The sequence below is a fragment of the Amorphus sp. MBR-141 genome (assembly GCF_053628695.1).
This window is the reverse complement of the sequence record NZ_JBRJGW010000001.1, coordinates 457,848-477,506: the sequence shown is the minus strand read 5'-3', so window position 1 is coordinate 477,506 and position 19,659 is coordinate 457,848. Positions and strand designations below refer to the sequence as shown.

Here is a 19,659-nt window from a genome sequence, read left to right as displayed (position 1 = left end):
CACTGCCTAATTATAAACCGGCTATTCGTCTTATATTTGATTTAGATCATGCCGCGGCTGCGGCAAGGAGACCACGCAGGTCGAACGCTGGATCCGCGATCTGGCCGACGTCGATGCGCACGCCATCGCGACCGATGATCCGCTTGGCGACGTTGAACTCGACCGCGCTGTTGATCGCGTCGACGGCCAGCAGCCGCCCATCGGCGACGTAGAACACAGAGAACCGGCTCGTCTCCGGACCACCGCGAACGATCTGTTCGCAGCCGGCACGGGGCACGATGCCCGCCGTCTGGAGCTTCAGATCGTACTGGTCCGACCAGAACCACGGGACCGTCGGCGCCGGCGGGGTCTTTCCGCAGGCGACGGCTGCAGCGATCTTTGCCTGCTCGATGGCGTTGGCAACGGATTCGATCCGGATCGTGCGCCCGGCGAAGATGTTTGGCGCCCGCGCGCAGTCGCCGATCGCGAAGACATCGGGATCGCTGGTGCGCATCTCGTGGTCGACGTCGATGCCGTCGCCGAGGGTGATCTCGAGGCCGGCATACATGGCGACTTCCTCGTTCGGAACCACGCCGACGCCGATCACCGCAAGGTCACAATCGATTTCGCTGCCGTCGGTGAGCACCGCGGCTTCGAGTCTCGCCGCGCCCTTGAATTCCAGGAGCCCCACCCCGGTGCGGATCTCCACACCTCTGCGGCGATGGAAGTCCTCGTAAAAGGACGACACCAGCGGACACGTAACCCGGGCGAGGACCCGGTCGGCCGCCTCCACGACGGTCACGGTCTTGCCGAGCTTCGCCGCGACGGCGGCGACTTCCAGCCCGATGTAGCCCCCACCCACCACGAGAACCCGTTCGGCCGCGCGAAAGCCGTCCCTGATCCGATCGACATCGGCGCGCTCGCGCAGATAGCCGACCCCGTCGAGGGCGATGCCGGGGACCGGCAGACGCCGCGGCCGGGTACCGGTGGCGATGACGAGCTTGTCATATGCGAGCGCCTCGCCCTCGCTGGTGATGACGTAGTTGTCGCGCCGGTCGATCGCGGTCGCGGATTCGCCGAGCCGGAGTTCGATCCCCTCCGCTTCGTAGGATCGCCGGTCGCGAAATATCAGCCGCTCGGCCGGCATCTCGCCGGAGAGATAAGCTTTGGAAAGCGGCGGCCGCTGATAGGGTTCGGACTCCTCGGCTCCCATGAGGATCACCGGTCCCGGCCAGCCGTGCTGACGCAGGCTGAGCGCGCACTGCACACCGGCCTGCCCCGCTCCGATGATCATCGCGGTGGACACGCGTTCACCTCGCCGCCGTTGATGGCTCCCGGATCCGGCGCGCCTCAGCGCTCGCCGCCCATCCGAGCGGGCCCGACACCAGCCGCACCGGGTCCAAGAAGACAAAATATAAACCGAACGTCCGTCTTATATATAGAAGGCCACGGCTCCGGTCAACAAGCGCGGACGCCGGGCGCCCTCAAGGAGGCCTCTGCCGGCATTACCACCCGGTCAGCCGTCGTGCCGGCCGACGATGGCGATCGAGCAGACGTTCTGATGCGGCCACCCTCCGAGATTGTGGGTAAGCCCAATCCGGGGATCGGGAAGCTGGCGCTCCCCTGCCCGGCCGAGAAGCTGCAGATACATCTCGTAGAGCATCCTCAGACCCGACGCCCCGACGGGGTGGCCGAAGCACTTCAGACCGCCGTCGATCTGGCAGGGCGTGCGGCCGTCGGCGTTGTAGGCGCCGTCGAGGACGTCTCGCCATCCCGCCCCCTCGTCGGAGAGAAACAGATCCTCCATGGTGACCAGCTCTGTGATGGAGAAGCAGTCGTGCACCTCCAGCATGGTCACCTCGTCGCGCGGCCGCTCGATGCCGGCCTCTTCGTAGGCGCGGCGGGCGGCGTGGCGCGTGGTCATGAAGTAGCTGCCATCCCAGCTGCCGTAGCTCGCCTCTGTGCCGTTGGAGACGGCGAGCTGCAGCGCCTTCACCGAGACGAGATCGGTCTTGCCGAGAGACCGGGCGATCTCTGGAGTTGTAACCACCGCTGCAGCCGCCCCGTCCGAAACGCCGCAACAGTCGAACAGGCCGAGCGGCTCGGCGACGATGGGCGCGTTCATCGCCTTGTCGATGTCGATCCGGTTGCGCAGGTGCGCCTTCGGGTTCTTGGAGCCGTTGTCATGGCTCTTGACGCTGACCTGGGCCATCGCCCGCTTCAGATCGGATGCCTCGACGCCATGCTTGGCCCGGTAGGCGCTCGCGAGCTGGGCGAAGCTGCCGGGCGCCGAGATGTTGGCGAAATACATGTCGTTGAGCGCGCCGCGGGAGCGCTGGGGCAGACCGCCGTAGCCGGTGTCCTTCAGCTTCTCCACTCCAAGGGCGAGCGCGATATCCGCCGCCCCGCTGGCAACCGCGTAGACAGCGCCGCGGAAGGCTTCCGTCCCCGACGCGCAGAAATTTTCTACCCGCGTGATCGGAATCATCGGCAGACGCAGCGCCACTCCCATCGGAACCGCCGACTTGCCGACGTGCTGTTCCTCGATGGCGGTCGAGAACCAGGCGGCGTCGATCTGGCTTTTGTCGATGCCGGCATCCGCCATGCACTCGGCGTAGGCCTCGATCATGAGATCGGTCGCCTCGGCGTCCCACCGTTCGCCGAACTTCGAGCAGCCCATCCCGAGGACGGCGACCTTGTCCCTGATGCCTTTTGCCATGACGGCCTCCTCAGCGATCCGCCGTCGGCGTCGCTTTCCAGAAATAGCGCTTGATGCCGCGGCGCTCGTCCTCGGCCTTGATGCGGAACACCATCGAGAGCGGCTTGCCGGTCGCGATCTCTTCGGGAAGGGCGTCGGTGATGTCCATCATCAGACAACCGCCCTCCTCGAACCGGACCATGCCATAGAGCGCGGGCGGATCGGGGCAATAGGTCAGGCGGTCGGCGGTGAAGCTCTGCAGGGACCCGGTCGTGTCGGCGAAACGGTGATCCTGCTGGCTGTCGATCGCGCCGCAGTTCGGGTTGACGCAGATGGGCGTCTTCGGGAACTGCACCGCGCCGCAGCGCTCGCATTTCCCGCCGACGAAGCCGAACAGCATGCGCCGGTTGCGGTAGAGGATCGTTGGCGCCGTCTGCAGGTCGAGCTCGGCGCGAATGCCATGCTCCTGTTCGACGAGCTTGTTGAAGGCGAGAAAGCGCATGTAGCCGCCGGTCGACACACCACCCGCGATCTGGTGGGCGATCGTCGGCACCGGCCGGTGGTCCGCCACCTCCGCGGCGGTCTCCAGAACGATGGCATCCACGCCCTGGCCGAAACCGACGACGAGGATCCGCTCACCGCCGGTCGCATCCTCCAGCGCCTTCGCCAGCATCACGAGGGGATGGGCGGCCCCGCTGAAGCCGACCTCAGCAAAGAGGCCGTCGGCTACCGCCTCCTCGCGGATACCGATCCGCTTGGCGAGGTTGGCGGCGATTGCCGGCGTCGGGCCCGGCAGAATGAAACAGTCGATATCCGCTGCCGCAACGCCCGCCGCCGAAAGCGCCTCGGCCACCACCGGAGGCACGAGCTTGCCGTAGCCTTCGTCACGGATCCAGCGCTCTTCCCAGCCGTAGTTGAAGGCGTGGTCTGCCGCCCGATAGTGATCGACGAAGTCGACCGAACGCTGTGCGATGCCGAGGACCGTCGCTATCCCCTTTCCGTTCCCCAGAACGAACGCGGCCGCGGCATCGGCGGAAGTCAGCTCGGCCGTGCTCCCGGTGCGCGCGAGGCTGCGCTCCGCCGCGGCCAGCAGAATGCCGCGGTCGCCGTCGAGGGACGAGCGAACCGCGGTGATCAGGCCGGAGGTGCCGCAGCGCGCCGAACCTCCAATGTCCAGGGTCGCCACCTCCTCCTCGCAACCGAGGGCAGCTGCGACGAGCCCCGCATTCTGGCGATCGGCGAAGGGAGCGGTGGTCGACGCGAGCCAGACGCCGCTGGGCGTTCCGCTTCCCGCAAGGGCGATCCTGCCGGCGGCAACCGCCATGGTGACGGCATCCTCATCCCAGTTCGCATAGGCCCGGGCGCCGGTGGCAAGCGCGCTCATCCCGCCGGCGAACCAGCGGTTCGCCTCGACGATCTCCTCGCGGGCAATCCGGTAGCGCGGCACGTAGGCGCCGGCGGAAAGAATGGACAGCATGTCGTCGATGATTCCCAAAAGTGCGGACGGCGCGGCGTGAAAGGATCCCGGCCGCGCCGTCGCGTGTCAGTCGACCGACTTGAAGCTCAAGGCCTCGTAGTCGGCCTGCATGATCTGCACCGCCTGATTGGAGAAGGTGGATCCGTCGGCGAACGAGATCGGCGCCATCACCCCGACGTCGAAATCCTTCGTCGCGGCGAGCGCGGCATTGGTGCAGTCCCAGGTCAGGTCGTCGGCACAGCTCTCGATCGCCGCAAGCAGCACGCGCGTCGAGGCGTAGCCGGTCATCGTGTAGCGGTTCATCTTCGAGAGTTCGTCCTGGGTCAGGAACTTCGCCGCGAGCTCCGCGAACGTCTTGCCGGCCGGGCTGTCGAACGGCACGACATAGTCGACCGCGTAGATGTCGTCGCTCGCCGGGCCGATCAGCTTCAGCACCACCGGCACACGGCCAGGCCAGAAGATCCCGACCTCGGGCTTGATGCCGAGCTTCTCCAGCTCCTTCACCATCGCGACGTTCTCGCTGATGATGCCGCCGGCGATCAGCACTTCAACGCCGGCGTCCTTGGCCCGCAGGATCTCCGAGGAGAAGTCGGTCTGGCCACGCTTGTAGATGGTCTCGAAGACCACGTTGAAGTCCTTCTCCGCCTTCGCCGCCGCCAGGCCCTCGCGCAGCGCCACGCCATAGTCGTCGTCCTGGGTCACGACGCCCCATTTCTTGCCGGGGAACTTTTCGGCAAGGAAGAGCGCGAGCTGCCGCATGCCCTCGTCGTAGGACTGTCCGATGACGAAGACGTTCTTCCTCGGAGGGTTGTAGAGCGGCGGCACCGGACCGATCGGGACCATGGTCGGGATACCCGACTGCTCCACCACCGGCACCGCGGCGATCGCCTGGCCGGAACCCGACAGCGCCGTCAGCGCAAACACCTTGTCGACCGAGATCAGCTTCCGGAGCGCCTGGATGGTGCGCGAGGACACGTAGCCGTCGTCCTCCGCGATCAGGCGCAGCTTGCGTCCGGCGATGCCGCCCTCGGCGTTCTTCTCCTCCAGCGCCAACCGGACGCCGATGTTGTGGGCGATGCCAAGCAGCCCCGGAGGTCCGGACAGCGGCTCGACCTCACCGAGGACGATCTCGGTGTCGGTGACGCCCTGATCCTGGGCGAGCGCGGCTTGCGACGATGCGGCGAGCAGAATAGCGGCCGCGACCGCCTTGATGGATCTCGTGTTCATGGTCGTTTCTTCTCCCCATTTTCTCATTGTTTTTCAATCGCCTAGTAACGAAGTGGCCAGTTCACCCAAGCCCGCTTCACGTCTCGCCAGAGCCCGACGAGTCCGTGCGGCTGGAACCGGAGAAAGGCGATGATGACGACGCCGTAGAGCATGCTCTTCAACTCATGGGCGCCGGTCGAAAGGGACCGCGCGAACTCGTCGCCGAGCAGGCCGAAGAGCATGCTGGCGAACTCGGGGACGAGCACCACGAAGATGGTGCCGAGGACCGCGCCGAGCGCCGTGCCGACCCCGCCGACGATCAGGATCGCCAGCGCCTCGATCGACAGCAGGAACGGAAATCCTTCCACGGTGACAAAGCTCAGGAACATGCCGTAGAGCGCTCCGGCGAGGCCGACGATGAACGAGCTCGTGACGAAGGCGAACAGCTTGTAGGCGTGCAGATTGACGCCCATCACCCGCGCCGCCGTATCGTTGTCGCGAACGGCCACGAAGGCGCGGCCGATGCGGCTGCGCCGGATGTTCAACGTGGCGAGCAGGGCGGCCGCGGCGAACCCGAGACACAGGAGCGCGAAGGCGGCGTCGTTCTGAAACGAGATCCCCAGGATCTCCGGCCGATTGACGAAGATACCGCGCGCGCCGCGCGTCAGCCCTTCGAAGTCCAGGACGAGGTGATTGATGATAAAGGCGAATGCCAGCGTCGTGATCGCCAGGTAGAGGCCGGTCAATCGCAGCGAGGGAATGCCGACGACGAGACTGGCAAGGGCTGGCACGAGCCCCGCCAGGAGAAGGCCCACCAGCGAATCCCATCCGTAGAGTGCCGTCGGGATGGCATAGGCGTAGGCACCGAGGACCATGAAGCCGGCCTGGCCGAGCGAGATCAGACCGGTCCATCCGGTCAGCACGTTCAGTCCCAACGCTCCGACCATGGTGATCGCCATGAGGGTGAGCAGCGAGAGATAGAAGGCGTTGAGGTAGAACGGCAGTACGATCAGCGCGAGGACGAGCGCGATCGACCAGCCGCGGACATGCCAGGAGTCGGTGAGATTGATCTGCTCGCCGATGGTTTCTTTGAAGGCGCCTGACCGCATCAGACTCTCTCGATCCGCTTCTCACCGAACAGTCCGAAGGGGCGGACCATCAGGATGACGATGATGATGACGAAACCGGCGACCTCCTTGATCCCGGGGCTGATATAGCCGCCGGCGAGGTTCTCGATGCCGCCGATGACGAGGCCGCCGAAGGCCGATCCGATCACGGAATCGAGGCCGCCGACGATGGTGGCGGGGAAGGCCTTGAGGCCGAGCGCGAACATCGAGGGCGACAGCTCGTAGACGATCGCGAACATGACCCCCGCAATCCCTGAGATCACCGCAGATGCCGCCCAGGCGACCGACTGTACACGGGCCGCGCTCACGCCCATCAGAAGCGCGGTCCGGTCGTCGCTCGCCACCGCGCGCATCGCCACGCCGAACCGCGAGTAGCGGAAGAACACGAAGAAGCCGATCATGGTCAGGATCAGGAGGACGAGCACCGCGATCTGTCCCGTCCGCATGCGGGCGCCCGCGACCTCGACGATCCCCCGCCCGAGCCCGATGTCGAGGGAGTGCGGATAGGCGTCCCAGAGGAAGACGACCGAGGAGCGCAGGATCACCGCCAGCCCGATGGTCACCATGATGGTCGCGAACAGGGGCTCGCCGATCATCGGCCGAATGACGATCCGCTCAATCAGGAGCCCGAAGGCGATCGCGAAGACGATCGCGCCAAGCGCCACGAGGAGCGGGTTGCCGTCGACATAGGCCGAGATGGTCCAGGCGACGTAGGCGATGATCATCGAGATCTCGCCCTGGGCGAAGTTCACGATGCCGGTCGCCTTGAAGATGATCGCGAAGCTCATGGCGATGAGGCCGTAGATCGCCCCAATCGCGAGACCGGAGACCGAGAGCTCGATCAGATAGGTCATCGCTTCCCCTCCCCGCCGTAGATCGTCGCCAGTTCCTTGGCGAACTTCTTGTCGATGATGGAGCGACGCACCTTCTGGGTTGCCGTCAGCTCGCCGTCATCGTGGTCGAGCTCTTTTTCGAGGATCAGGAACTTGCGGATGTTCTCCACGCGGGCGAAGCGCTTGTTCACATCATCGACGACACCCTGGACGAGAACACGCACCTCCGGCAGCTCGGTGAGCGACCTGTAGGTGGTGTAGGCGAGTGCCTCGTCGCTGGCCCAGCGGCCGACGTTGTCGAAGTCGATCTGGATCAGCGCAGCCAGGAACTTGCGGCCGTCGCCGACGACGATGACCTCCTTGATGAATGGGCTGTCCTTGAGCGCGTTCTCCACCTCCGACGGCGCGATATTCTTGCCTCCGGACGTGATGATGATCGCCTTCTTGCGGTCGACGACGGTGATCTCGCCGTTTTCCATCACCCGGACGACGTCGCCGGACTTGAGCCAGCGCCCATCCATGGTGTCGGCGGTCGCGGCGGGATCGCGGAAATAGCCCTTGAACACAGTGGGGCCGGCAAGCTCGATCTCGCCGTCCTCTGCGAGCCGGTATTCCGCCCCGTCGATCGGCACGCCGCAGCCGCCGAGCGCGCGGTGCGCGTCGTCCTGAATGAAGACGCAGCCGGCCGACTCCGTCATGCCGTAACCTTGGCTGACGGGAATGCCGATCACCGAAAAGAAGCGCAGCGTCTCCGGCGAGACCGACGCGCCGGCGCAGAGGCGATGGACGGTCCGGTCAAGGCCGAGATGCTTGCGCACATCGCGGAAGATGAGGACATCGCAGGCCGCGCGGATTGCCCTGTCGAACGAAGTGAGCGTTCCGCTGGCCCGCTTGTCGTCCAGCCTGCGGCCGACGGCAAAGAGACGGTCGACCAATGCACGCCGGATCGGCCCACTTTCGGTGATCCGGAATTCGAATCCCTCTTTCAGCTTCTCCCAGATCCGGGGAACCCCGATGAAGACCGTCGGTGCGATCTCACGCACGTTGATCGCCACCGTGTCGATGCTCTCGGCGAAGTTGACGACCCCGCCAAGCACCAATTGCATGCACATGGAGTAGCAGCGCTCGGCGGCATGGCAGAGGGGCAGGTAGCCGACCGCCTCGAAGCGGTGCCCCTCCATGCCCACCGCGCGAGCATAGGCGGTGGTGGAGGAGATCAGGTTGCGATGTGTGAGCATCGCTCCCTTCGGTGGCCCGGTGGTCCCCGAGGTGTAGACCATCAGGGCGACATCGTCGGGGACAGCCTCGTCAACCGCTCGGGCGAGCTCGGCGGAAGCATCCGGACGCATCTCCAGGTAGGCGTCGCCGCGTGCGAGGAAATCTTCAAACGACAGCAGGCCCGGATCGCCGTAGAGGCGCATCCCCTTCATGTCGACGCAGACGATCGTCTCCATGTCCGGGAGCCCACCATCGAACTTCTGGGCGTCGAGCACCTTGTCGGTCTGCTCCTGATCGCCGGTGACGGCGAGGCGCGCACCGCAGTGGCGAACGATGTACTGAAGCTCCGGCCACGGATTGGTCGGATAGATGCCGACCGGAACAACGCCCAGCATCTCGGCCCCGAGATCGGCGTAGTACCATTCCGGCGAGTTCTCGCTGGCGATCACGATGCGATCGCCGCGCGTCAGCCCCAGCGACATCAGCGCCAGCGCGAACCGTCGCGCCTGTCGCTCGTAGTGCGCCCAGTCGTAGCGCTTCCAGATGCCGTGCTCCTTCTCGCGGAGCGCGAGCTTCGCACCGTGGCGTCCGGCCCGGGCGCGCAGAATTCGCGGCAGTGTCGTTGCGCCACCGATCAGGATGTCCTGTCGGAGCGGATCGTGATGCGCGGGCAGCGAGCTCCGCTCGGAAGCAAGCAGCGCGGCCTTGGGATCGATCCTGACCACGGAGGATACGGTCATGGGCGAACGAGCTCCTCCACTCCGGCCAGACGCTCCGCCGCCTGAGCCTGCTTCTTGCCGAGATAGGCCTCCGCGACTTCCGGGTGGACCTGAACCTCGGCGGGAATGCCTTCCGTGATGGTGCGGCCGAAGTTGAGGACATGGACCCGGTCGGAGATATCCATGACGAGGTGCATGTCATGCTCGATCAGGAGGATGGCGACGCCGAGCTCATCCCGGATGTCGAGGATGAACCGGGCCATGTCCTCGGTCTCCTCCCGGTTCATGCCGGCGACGATCTCGTCGAGGAGCAAGAGCTTCGGACCGGATGCCAGCGCCCTGCCGAGTTCCACCCGCTTCTGCTGACCGTAGGAGAGCGAACCGACGACCTTGTCGCGGATACTCTCGATCTCCAGAAACTCGATGATCTCCTCGACGCGCTGCCGTGCGGCGATCTCCTCGCGGCGGCAACGGCCGTAGTGGAAGACCGCCTCGACCACGCTCGTCTTCATGTGGCGATGAAGGCCGACCAAGATGTTTTCCACGACGGTGCCGTGCTTGAAGAGCGCGAGGTTCTGGAAGGTCCGGCTGATGCCGAGCGTCGTGTAGTTCCAGGGCCGAACCTTCGCGAGATCCCTGCCTTCGAAGCTGATCGTTCCGCCAGTGACGGGAAGGACCCCGGACACCAGGTTGAAAAGCGTCGTCTTGCCCGCACCGTTCGGACCGATCACCGAGAAGATCTGTTCGGGGAAAACCTCCAGGGAAACCTGGTGCACCGCGGTGATGCCGCCAAACGACTTGCTCACCGCGTTGAGAGCGAGAAGCGGCGCGGTCATGACAGCCACCTCTTGCGCCGCTTGTAGTGCTTCACCTCTCGGAAACTCTTGCGCTCACCTCCGCCGGCATAGCCCAGATAGAATTCCTGGACCTCGGCATTGCGCTCGAGGGAAGGCGCATCACCATCGAGCACGACCCGACCGTTCTCGAGGATGTAGCCGTAATCCGCGACGGACAGCGCCTGGGCCGCACTCTGCTCGACGAGGAGGATCGTGACGCCCATCTCGCCGCGCAATCGCACGATCGCCTCGTAGATCGCCTCGATGACGAGGGGCGCGAGCCCGAGCGAGGGCTCATCGAGCGCAAGCAGCTTCGGCGACGCCATCAATGCCCGGCCGATCGCCACCATCTGCTGTTCGCCGCCGGACAGGTAGCCGGCGATCTGGCTGCGCTTCTCCGCCACCCGCGGAAACAGCTCGAAGACCGCGTCGCGGCGGCTCCGCAGCTCGGCATGGGACTGCAGATAGCCGCCCATCATCAGGTTCTCCTCGACGGAGAGATTGATGAAGAGGCGGCGCCCCTCCGGCACCTGGACGATCCCCCTGCGGACGATCGCTTCCGCCGAGAGTCCGTCGAGCCGCTCGCCGCGAAAAGTGATGCTGCCCTTTTCGATCTCGCCCTCCTCGACCTCGAGGATGCCGGACAGCGCTTTCAGCACCGTCGACTTGCCGGCGCCATTGGACCCCAGCAGTGCGACGATCGAGCCTTCCGGCACGGAAAGCGACACGTCCCGGACAGCCTCGATCGCATCGTCGTAGATGATCTGGAGGTTGTTGATGTCGAGAAGCGGCCGCTGATCGGCCCCCGGAGCATTCGATGTCATGGTGCTGAAGCTGACGACATTCATCACGCCGCCGACCGGATTCGAGCGGCCGGCGCGCTCACGGCATGTCTTCCGCGGTCACGGCGAGCGGCCGGCACGGCGGTGACGGCAAGGATGGCATGCGGATCAAATGCGACTTCCAACTGGCATTCCCCCGATCTCTTCGGCCCATCGGAACCGGCAGAGACGCGCTCTTTGTCGAGCGCCGTTCTTGTAACGGGTACAGACTAATATAATCCGGATAACCGATCAATTAATTTCTGGTGGGATGAGTATGCCCTGCAGAGGCCGCCATTTTCAGGGGATACGGCATCGCCCCCCTCGGACCGAACGCCGGCAATAAGTTGAACAATCGTGCGGGTATCGATAGAGGTGCGACAATCGACGCGCACAACCCTGCCGGCCGCGGTGTCCTCGGTCCACGCCCTCGGAGCGTTCTTCGCGAGGGCAGGCAGATCGCTGCGGCACCGCTGCCTGTCGGCAATGGAGCCGCGACAGGAAGTTAGAAATGGAGGGTCCAGCTTGGCCCGCACGCAGTCCGAACGCTACTCCGAAATCCGCCAGAACATCCTCAAGCAGGCGGCCCGCCTCTTCGCCGACAAGGGTTATGCCGGAACGACGATCATCGACCTGGCCGAGGCTTGCGAGTCGTCGCGCGGCGCGCTCTATCACTATTTCGGCTCGAAAGAGGACATCCTCTTTCACATCCTCGACGAGCACGTTCGCCTCCTGTTCGATCAGATCCAGGCGGCAGTCCAATCGAAGACGGAGCCCCTCGATCAGTGCCGCGCGGTGATCGAGACTATGGTGACCATCAACGCGGATTCGCAGAACGAACAGGTTGTTCTCCTGAACGAGCTCGGCGAGCTCAGCACCGAGCAGCAGCGCGACATCGTCGCCGTCCAGCGGCAGATAACCGAGACCGTCGGCGACATCCTGATCCGGATCGACTCGCGCCATCGGCTGACAACCCGTACGAAGAAGATCTACGCGATGATGCTGTTCGGCATCATCAACTACACCTTCGCCTGGTACGACCCGAAGGGGCCGGTTGGTCCCGACGAATACGCCGCAATGACCTCGGAACTGTTTGTGCGCGGCCTCACCGGAGACTGATCGGGCGGCCGTCCCTTCGGAAGGCCCTGCCTGCGGGACGTCCGTTTCTCCCACGCGCACCCCTCTCCTAGGGGCTAGTCGAGATCCCTCAGACCATTTAAATAATCCGGACGATTGTCTTATTTCGAGGCATTCTCGTGAGCCGAAGAGTGCCTGTGCCAAAGATCCGGAGGCAGCCCGCCATGCCCATCACCAACGAAGAGTCCGCGCGGCTTCAGGCCGCCAAGAACCGCATCCGCGATGTGTTCGGTGGCTGGACACGGGAGACCACACTCGCCGAAATGCGATCGGACTTCGATCGGATGCTCGCCAGTGAGCGGACCGCTTCGATCGAGCCGGTCCAGATCGGCGCGATTTCGGCCGACCGGATTATCGCCGATGGCGCGACCCGTGACCGCGCGGTCCTCTATTTCCACGGCGGCGGCTATCAGATGGGCTCCAGGCTGTCGCATCGCGATCTAATGATCCGCTTGTCGGAGGCGTCCACAGCCGAGGTCGTCGGGTTCGACTACCGGCTCGCGCCCGAGCACCGGTTTCCGGCGGCCGTCGAGGACGGTGTCGCGGCCTACCGATGGCTCATCGATACCGGGCTTCCCGCGAGCGCGATCGCCTTCGCCGGCGATTCAGCGGGAGGGGGGCTGGCGGTGGCGACCCTACTCTCCGCCCGTAGCGCCGGCCTTCCAATGCCCGGCGCCACAGTTCTGCTGTCACCCTGGCTCGACATGGAGGCGACCGGCGAGACCTACGAGAGCCGCGCCGCGGTCGATCCGATGACCCAGCGTGACAAGATCCTTCTGATGGCACGCACCTATCTCGGCCGGGCCGGCGACCATCGAGACCCTCTCGCCTCGCCGGTGCACGCCGACCTTGCCGGACTGCCACCGATGCTCATCCACGTTGGCGATCACGAGACGATCCTCGACGACAGCCGCGTGTTCGCTGCGCGCGCGAGAGCAGCCGATGTCTCCGTCACCGTCTCCGTGTTCGAGGAAATGATCCACCACTTTCAGGTCTTCCCGGACCTGAACGCGACACGGCGATCAATGGCGGAAATCGGCGCTTTCCTCCGCGAGAAGTGGCGCTGACGCAGCAATTCTGGTCAGCCGCACCCCATCCCGCCGGAAACACCGAGGATCTCCCCGGTGATGAAGCCCGCCTCCCGGGAGGCGAGGAAAGCGACGGCAGCCGCCACCTCTTCCGGCTCGCCGATGCGACCCAGAAGCGTCGCGTTCTTCATCGCGTCCAGGATCGCGTCGCGACCGCCGGCGACCGCCTGTTCGAACAGGGGTGTGCGGACCGGGCCCGGCAGCACAACGTTCGACGTGATGGCAAAACGTGCGTTCTCTCGGGCAACGGATTTCGCAAATGCAATCAGTCCGCCCTTTGCAGCGGCGTAAACGACCGCTCCTTTCGAACCGAGGCGGCCTGCTTCCGATGACACCGTCACGATCCGCCCATAGCGCGCCGCCTGCATGGCCGGCAGGACCGCGCGGGTAAACGCGAAGGCGGATTCGAGGTTGACCACCAGCAGACGTCGCCACTCTTCCGGACTGGTCTCGGTCAGGAAGGCATGCTGGTCGACACCGACATTGTTGACGAGGATATCGAACGGACCATGCGCGGCGACCGCCTCGTCGATGGCCCCCACATCGCCCACGTCGAGGACCGCAAGGTCCGCGCCGACGTCGCCGGCCAGCGCACGCCCTGCCGCCGCGTCGCGATCGCAGATCAGGACGGATGCCCCCTCCGCGCACAGGCGGCGCACGCTCGCCGCCCCAATTCCGTTGGCGCCTCCCGTCACGATGGCTCGACATCCCGCAAGTCGGTCGGCAAGTCCGCTTTCCGCCATCTTCGGTCAGCGTCCAGTGAACGAGGCGGCACGCCGCTCGATGACGGCGGCAAGACCTTCGCGCGCGTCCTCGGTTCCGGACAGTTCCGAAACGGTGCGGGCCTCCTCCGGCAGGCAGGCATCGACCGAGAGGCCGATGCCGCTCCAAAGCAACCGCTTCGTGGCCGCCATCGCCCTCGGAGCGCCAGCGGCGATCGCCCGCGCCGCGGCGAGCGCCTCGCCCTGCAGGTCCTCATCCGGCACCACCCGAGTGACCAGTCCGATCTCCAGCGCCTCCCTGGCGTCCACGACCCGGTTGGTCAGGAGCATGTCCATCGCCCGGCGGAACCCGACGAGCCGCGGCAGAACCACCGACGAGCCGGCATCCGGAGCCATGCCGACCCGCGTCGCACCGGCCAGATATTTCGAACTCTCCGCGGCGATCACGATGTCTGCAGCGCAAACGAGCCCCAGGCCGCCGCCGCCCGCAGCATAGCCCTGAACCGCCGCAACGACCGGCGCATCCAGATGGATCAGGCCGGCAGCGCACATCTGCAGATAGGCCGTGGCCTCCCGCAGGAAATCCGGCAGCGTTTCCCCCTTCGAGGCGAACTCCCGCACGTCACCGCCGGCGCAGAAATTCGGCCCCTCGCCGGTCAGAAGCACCGCGCGGATCCGCGAGTCGCCATGGCACAGCATGACGACCTCGCGAAACTGCTTGAGGAGATCGATGCTGATCCCATTCGACGCGGTCGGCCGGTTGAGGCGGATGTGGGCAACCGCCCCGACCCGGTCGAGAAGCACCGGTCCACTCGCAACGATGCTTTCGCTTTCGGCTTCCTTGCTCACGTTCATCCCTCCGCGCCGCCTTTATGGCTACGTCTGTCCTGCCGCTTCCTCAGATGAGAAACGACAGCGTGTAGAGCGGCTTGTCATTGTTCACGAGGATCACCTTCTTGCGCGCCATCCGCAGCGCGCCATCCGCCTTGCGCAGGAGATACTCGTTCCGCGTCGCCCAGACGGTGTCGCCCCGCAGGTTCGATTCGAACACCATTGCATTGGCCCGAACGTGGATCTCGGTGCCCTCGCACTTCGCGATCTCGATGTTCGACACGATGCGCCCCAGCCTGGAGCGTGGCGTCTGGGTGTGGCGCTTTCCGGTGTGAAGCTGCTTGATCCTGAGCGCGATCCGCGAGCGGTTGTCATAAATGATCGACATTTCCTTCTCGGGATCCGGGTCGTCGCCATTCGCCGGGATCCAGTAGACCGCGTCGTCGGTCCACAGGGCCTCCCAGTCGTCATAGGCATGGGTGTCCTGCAGGCGGGCCTCCCGATAGATGAATGCGCTCACCTGCTCACGAAGATCGTGCTCGACCAGCAATTCGGCCCTCCCCGGCTTCTCACTCGATCAGGCCGCGCCCGGCCCCGCGCGCCGCAGCGCCGGATGCCTGCGGCTGATTTCACCCGCTTCCACCGGCAGCTTCGAAATATTTAAGCCGGTTGTACGGTTTATTTTCTAACCGCCCCTCTCTGGAAGATCAAGCATCGGCGTTGCGATTGGCAGGCACCGACGCTCTGCCGATGGACGGATCCAGCATCCCGGCTTGGCGCCGATGCTCCCCTTCGCTGCCGAAGGCCCGCCGCGCAGGCGACCCCTGGATCATCTCGTATTGCTTGGCAGATGCCGCCGCGAATCCGCCTACCCAAGGCCGACCTCCCACAAATCGGCGCCTTTCACCTGACGGGAGACGCCCCTCCCTTGATCGGCCTTGACGCCCGGCGCGCCACGCCATAACACAGAAACAAATAACCGGATGAACAACCGGTTTATATACAAAGCGCTGACTTGGCCGGCGGACCTGTCCGGTGGACCGCTCGGCGTTGAACGGAAAGACCAGGAGGAATGGCCTTGAACGCTCCCATCTCCGGCCAGAATGGCGCCCTCACTCAAGGCTTTCGGCTTCCCGACCCGGACTTCGTGCCGGAAGAGATGCAGATGCTGCGCGATCAGGTCCGCCGATTCGTGGAAGCGGAAATCGTCCCGCACGGGGACGCCTGGGAAACGGCGGGAGAGATACCGCGAGATGTGTTCCGCAAGCTCGGTGCCCTCGGCCTCCTCGGCATGCGGCACGAGGCGGCCTATGGCGGCACCGAGATGGGCGTGCTGGCGTCGGTGGTGTTCGGCGAGGAACTCGCGCGCAGCTCTTACGGCGGGGTCACGGCGAGCGTGACCGTTCACACCGACATGTCGGCAAGCCACATCTCCCGCGCCGGCACCCCCGAGCAGAAGGCGCGATGGCTGCCGCAGATGTGCACCGGGGAAACGGTCTGCGCGATTGCCGTGACCGAAGCCGGGGCAGGTTCCGATGTCGCCGGACTGAAGACCCATGCGCGCCGCGACGGTGGCGACTGGATCATCAACGGCTCGAAGATGTTCATCACCAACGGCGTCTACGGTGACATCGTCATCGTGGCTGCGCGGACCGACCCGAACGCCAAGGGAAGCCGGGGGCTGTCGCTGTTCATCGTGCCGAGGACCACCCCTGGGGTGACCGTGGCGAGCAAGCTGGACAAGCACGGCTGGCTCAGCTCGGACACGGCCGAGCTCTATTTCGACGATGTCCGCGTCCCGGACGACAATCTGCTCGGCGGCGAGAACCAGGGCTTCTATGCCATCATGCGCGGCTTCGAACACGAGCGTCTCATGGTCGGCGCGATCTGCGCGGGCGAGGCATCCAAGGCGATCGAGCTCACGCTCGACTACGTGCGCACCCGCAAGGCCTTCGGCAAGACGCTCTGGGATCAGCAGGCAACCCGGCTGCGGCTCGCCAATCTCGCCTCCCAGGTCGCGATGATACGCGCAATGACCTACCAGACGGCGGCCGCATACGACGGTGGCCGCAACACCAGTCTCGAGACGGCGATGATCAAGTCCACCGCCCCCGAGGTCCTGCACGAGGTCGTGCACGGATGCCTCCAGCTCCACGGCGGGACAGGGTACATGCGGGGCACGCCGATCGAACGCATGACCCGGGATGCCCGCATCCTCCGCATCGGCGGCGGCGCGACGGAAGTGATGCTCGAAGAGGTCGCAAAGCGCCTCTGAAGCGCGGAAACCAATCCTCCAGACGGAGACAGTTCATGAGACGTGCTGCCATCGTGGCACCGCTGAGGAGCCCGATCGGACGCTTCGGCGGCGCCCTTCGCCCGGTTCCGGTCGAGCGCCTCGGCGCGACCGTGACCAGCGCCGTCCTCGCCGCGACAGGGCTGGACCCGGCGCTCGTCGAGGACGTCGTATTCGCCCAGTCCTACGCAAACTCGGAGACGCCCTGCGTCGGCCGCTGGGTCGCTCTGGAAATGGGGCTTCCGATCGATGTTCCCGGCATGCAGCTCGACCGACGCTGCGGCGGCGGGCTGCAGGCGATCGCGACGGCGGCAATGATGGTCGAGACCGGCGTCTGCGACGTCGTGCTCGCCGGCGGTGTCGAGAGCATGAGCAACATAGAGTACTATTCGACCGACGCCCGCTGGGGAAAGCGCGCTGGCAACTTCACGATGTACGACCGGCTCGACCGTGGACGCGAGCGGTCGCAGCCCGAACATCGGTTCGGCCCCATTTCCGGCATGGTTGAGACCGCGGAGAACCTCGCCACGGACTTCCAGATCAGCCGGGAGGCCGCCGATGCCTTCGCCGCCGGAAGCCAGCAGAAGGCCGCCGCCGCTTGGGACGCCGGCAAGTTCGACGATGAGGTCGTTCCCATCGTGATGCCGCAGAAGAAGGGCGATCCTCTCGTCGTGGACCGCGACGAAGGCATCCGGGCAGACACCACGCCTGAGAGCCTCGCCAGGCTCCGCCCGATCATGAAGGACGGCATCGTGACCGCCGGCAACGCAAGCCAGCAGAACGACGCGGCCGCCGCCTGCCTGGTGGTGGCCGAAGACCGGCTCGCCGAACTCGGCCTCACGCCGCTCGCCTTCCTGCGCGGCTGGGCTGCGGCAGGATGCGATCCGTCCCGCATGGGCCTCGGGCCTGTGCCCTCCACGGCCAAGGCACTGAAGCGCGCCGGCATGAGCCTCGCCGACATGGATCTGATCGAGGTGAACGAGGCGTTCGCCTGCCAGGTGCTCGCGGTCCTCAAGTCGTGGGGGATCGAAGGGGACGCGCGCGTCAACGTCAACGGCTCCGGCATCTCGCTCGGCCATCCGATCGGGGCGACGGGCGTGCGCATCATGACCACGCTGGTGCGGGAGATGAAGCGCCGCGGCGCACGCTACGGACTGGAGACGATGTGCGTCGGCGGCGGTCAGGGCATGGCGGCGATCTTCGAGGCGGCATGACCCGCGAGATCTCCGCGGACGCGTTTCGACCGAGCGACCATGTCCGTCCCGGCGATCTAGTGGCATGGGGCCAGGCCTGCGCGGAGCCGGCCTCGCTCACCGAAGCGCTCGTCGCCGAACGGCATGCGATCGGCGGACGGTTCACGGCATTTGTCGGGATCGGTTTTGCGGACACGCTCCGGCCGGAGCACACCGACATCATCGACATCCGCTCTTATTGCGCGACCGGAACCAACCGCCACCTTGCCGCGGCGGGCGTCCTCGACATCCTGCCGAGCCACTATTCGGCGATGAGCCGCCAACTCGGCGCGACGGTCGATGTGCTGCTTCTCCAGCTCGCCCCGACCGGCGATGCGGGACGTTTCAGCTTCGGGCTCGCCTGCGACTATCTCCATCCCGCGATCGCGCGCGCCCGGACAGTCATCGCGGAGGTCAACGACTGCGTGCCCGCGACCCGGTCCGACTGGACGATCGGTGCGGACGACATCGACATAGTCGTGCGCACCTCGCGACCTCCCGTGTTCGCGCCGGAGACGCCGCCCGGACCTCTCGACCCGGCGATCGCAGCCAACGTCGCCGATCTCATTCCCGACGGCGCCACCTTGCAGGTCGGCCTCGGAGGCATGCCCGCCGCGGTCGTCGATGCTCTTTGCGGGCATCGGGATCTCGGCATCCATTCCGGCCTGCTCAACCCGTCCCTCGTGCGCCTGATGACGGCCGGCGCCGTCACGAACATCCACATGGGCCAGGCGGATGGCGCCGAGGCCGCTTCGGTTGCCGGGCTGATCGCCGGCGGCGCCGACACCTTCCAAGCCAGCCACGGCAACCCGGCGATCAAGCTCGCGCCGACGAGCTACACCCACAGCCAAAGGGTGCTCGGCCGGCTCCACCGCTTCACGGCGATCAACTCGGCGATCGAGGTGGACCTCACCGGACAGATCAACGCCGAGGTGGCGGGGGGACGCTATGTAGGTGCGGTCGGCGGCGCGACCGACTTCCTTCGCGGTGCGGCCGCCTCGGATGGCGGGCTTCCCATCATCGCCCTCCCCTCGTCCGTCGAGACCAGGGACGGCCGCCGGATCAGCCGGATCGTCCCGCGTCTCTCGGGCCCGACCAGCATCGGACGCGCCGACGCCGGCGTCATCGTCACCGAATACGGCGCCGCCGACCTTCGAGGCATGACCGATGCCCAGCGCCGCAGGGCGCTGATCACGATCGCGCATCCCGATCTGCGCGAGACGCTGGATCGATCCTAGGCCACGCACTTCTAGACAGACCGGCCCGGACCCGGCCACGAGATTGTTCACAATCACGCGGCCGAGGCCTTTACTTAAGACGGCTGTCCGGTTTATTCATCGATGGCCGAGTGCGCGCTCAGTCTTATCGGTAGCGCGCAGGGCAGAGGAAACGAACGCCCAACCCGCCCGGGGAACGAGCCGCACCCGCCACATCGGCGCCTG

The 19,659-nt window shown here is 65.7% G+C and carries 17 protein-coding genes; 5 read left to right on the top strand and 12 right to left on the bottom strand.

Going from position 1 to position 19,659, the window contains the following annotated elements; translation table 11 throughout:
- Positions 1 to 46: 46 nt before the first annotated feature.
- From ACSSVZ_RS02205 to ACSSVZ_RS02165, 9 genes are all read right to left on the bottom strand, one after another.
- Positions 47 to 1,285: an NAD(P)/FAD-dependent oxidoreductase gene (locus ACSSVZ_RS02205; RefSeq protein WP_453967974.1), complete on the bottom strand. Its 1,239-nt coding sequence runs from the start codon at positions 1,283 to 1,285 to the stop codon at positions 47 to 49.
- Positions 1,286 to 1,495: 210 nt separating this feature from the next.
- Positions 1,496 to 2,698 (bottom strand): acetyl-CoA acetyltransferase, encoded by a 1,203-nt coding sequence (locus tag ACSSVZ_RS02200; protein ID WP_453967972.1) that lies wholly within the window; start codon positions 2,696 to 2,698, stop codon positions 1,496 to 1,498.
- Between the two features lie 10 nt (positions 2,699 to 2,708).
- Complete coding sequence (locus ACSSVZ_RS02195) at positions 2,709 to 4,154, bottom strand: 3-oxoacyl-[acyl-carrier-protein] synthase III C-terminal domain-containing protein (RefSeq protein WP_453967971.1); 1,446 nt, start codon at positions 4,152 to 4,154, stop codon at positions 2,709 to 2,711.
- A 66-nt stretch (positions 4,155 to 4,220) separates the two neighbouring features.
- Positions 4,221 to 5,381, bottom strand: a complete 1,161-nt coding sequence (locus tag ACSSVZ_RS02190) for an ABC transporter substrate-binding protein (protein ID WP_453967970.1) — start codon at positions 5,379 to 5,381, stop codon at positions 4,221 to 4,223.
- 41 nt (positions 5,382 to 5,422) lie between these two features.
- On the bottom strand, positions 5,423 to 6,469 hold the full coding sequence (locus tag ACSSVZ_RS02185; protein WP_453967969.1) for a branched-chain amino acid ABC transporter permease: 1,047 nt from the start codon (positions 6,467 to 6,469) through the stop codon (positions 5,423 to 5,425).
- Positions 6,469 to 7,341, bottom strand: a complete 873-nt coding sequence (locus ACSSVZ_RS02180) for a branched-chain amino acid ABC transporter permease (RefSeq protein ID WP_453967968.1) — start codon at positions 7,339 to 7,341, stop codon at positions 6,469 to 6,471. The genes ACSSVZ_RS02185 and ACSSVZ_RS02180 overlap by 1 nt, the downstream gene beginning before the upstream one ends.
- Positions 7,338 to 9,278: an AMP-dependent synthetase/ligase gene (locus tag ACSSVZ_RS02175; protein WP_453967967.1), complete on the bottom strand. Its 1,941-nt coding sequence runs from the start codon at positions 9,276 to 9,278 to the stop codon at positions 7,338 to 7,340. The genes ACSSVZ_RS02180 and ACSSVZ_RS02175 overlap by 4 nt, the downstream gene beginning before the upstream one ends.
- Positions 9,275 to 10,093, bottom strand: coding sequence for an ABC transporter ATP-binding protein (locus ACSSVZ_RS02170; protein ID WP_453967966.1), 819 nt, complete (start codon positions 10,091 to 10,093; stop codon positions 9,275 to 9,277). The genes ACSSVZ_RS02175 and ACSSVZ_RS02170 overlap by 4 nt, the downstream gene beginning before the upstream one ends.
- Positions 10,090 to 10,917, bottom strand: a complete 828-nt coding sequence (locus ACSSVZ_RS02165; RefSeq protein ID WP_453967965.1) for an ABC transporter ATP-binding protein — start codon at positions 10,915 to 10,917, stop codon at positions 10,090 to 10,092. The genes ACSSVZ_RS02170 and ACSSVZ_RS02165 overlap by 4 nt, the downstream gene beginning before the upstream one ends.
- A gap of 522 nt (positions 10,918 to 11,439) precedes the next feature.
- Here ACSSVZ_RS02165 and ACSSVZ_RS02160 point away from each other — a divergent pair.
- Together ACSSVZ_RS02160 and ACSSVZ_RS02155 are read left to right on the top strand one after the other, a co-directional pair.
- On the top strand, positions 11,440 to 12,033 hold the full coding sequence (locus ACSSVZ_RS02160) for a TetR/AcrR family transcriptional regulator (protein WP_453967964.1): 594 nt from the start codon (positions 11,440 to 11,442) through the stop codon (positions 12,031 to 12,033).
- A gap of 182 nt (positions 12,034 to 12,215) precedes the next feature.
- A complete protein-coding gene (locus ACSSVZ_RS02155) occupies positions 12,216 to 13,118 on the top strand; it encodes an alpha/beta hydrolase (RefSeq protein ID WP_453967963.1) in 903 nt (300 codons plus the stop codon).
- Positions 13,119 to 13,132: 14 nt separating this feature from the next.
- Here ACSSVZ_RS02155 and ACSSVZ_RS02150 read toward each other — a convergent pair whose 3' ends face one another.
- Genes ACSSVZ_RS02150 through ACSSVZ_RS02140 form a run of 3 tightly spaced genes read right to left on the bottom strand, consistent with a single transcriptional unit; the run spans position 13,133 to position 15,242 of the window.
- On the bottom strand, positions 13,133 to 13,834 hold the full coding sequence (locus tag ACSSVZ_RS02150) for an SDR family NAD(P)-dependent oxidoreductase (protein ID WP_453967962.1): 702 nt from the start codon (positions 13,832 to 13,834) through the stop codon (positions 13,133 to 13,135).
- 54 nt (positions 13,835 to 13,888) lie between these two features.
- Positions 13,889 to 14,710 carry an enoyl-CoA hydratase/isomerase family protein gene (locus tag ACSSVZ_RS02145; RefSeq protein ID WP_453967961.1) on the bottom strand — a complete coding sequence of 274 codons (822 nt, stop codon included), beginning with the start codon at positions 14,708 to 14,710 and terminating at the stop codon, positions 13,889 to 13,891.
- A 49-nt stretch (positions 14,711 to 14,759) separates the two neighbouring features.
- Positions 14,760 to 15,242 (bottom strand): aromatic-ring-hydroxylating dioxygenase subunit beta, encoded by a 483-nt coding sequence (locus tag ACSSVZ_RS02140; protein ID WP_453967959.1) that lies wholly within the window; start codon positions 15,240 to 15,242, stop codon positions 14,760 to 14,762.
- Positions 15,243 to 15,770: 528 nt separating this feature from the next.
- Between ACSSVZ_RS02140 and ACSSVZ_RS02135 the strand changes: the two genes are divergently transcribed.
- From ACSSVZ_RS02135 to ACSSVZ_RS02125, 3 genes are read left to right on the top strand one after another with little or no spacing between them, the layout of a single operon-like run.
- Positions 15,771 to 16,967, top strand: coding sequence for an acyl-CoA dehydrogenase family protein (locus tag ACSSVZ_RS02135; RefSeq protein WP_453967958.1), 1,197 nt, complete (start codon positions 15,771 to 15,773; stop codon positions 16,965 to 16,967).
- Positions 16,968 to 17,002: 35 nt separating this feature from the next.
- Positions 17,003 to 18,199, top strand: a complete 1,197-nt coding sequence (locus ACSSVZ_RS02130; RefSeq protein ID WP_453967957.1) for an acetyl-CoA C-acetyltransferase — start codon at positions 17,003 to 17,005, stop codon at positions 18,197 to 18,199.
- Positions 18,196 to 19,455: an acetyl-CoA hydrolase/transferase family protein gene (locus ACSSVZ_RS02125; RefSeq protein ID WP_453967955.1), complete on the top strand. Its 1,260-nt coding sequence runs from the start codon at positions 18,196 to 18,198 to the stop codon at positions 19,453 to 19,455. The genes ACSSVZ_RS02130 and ACSSVZ_RS02125 overlap by 4 nt, the downstream gene beginning before the upstream one ends.
- Positions 19,456 to 19,659: the final 204 nt, after the last annotated feature.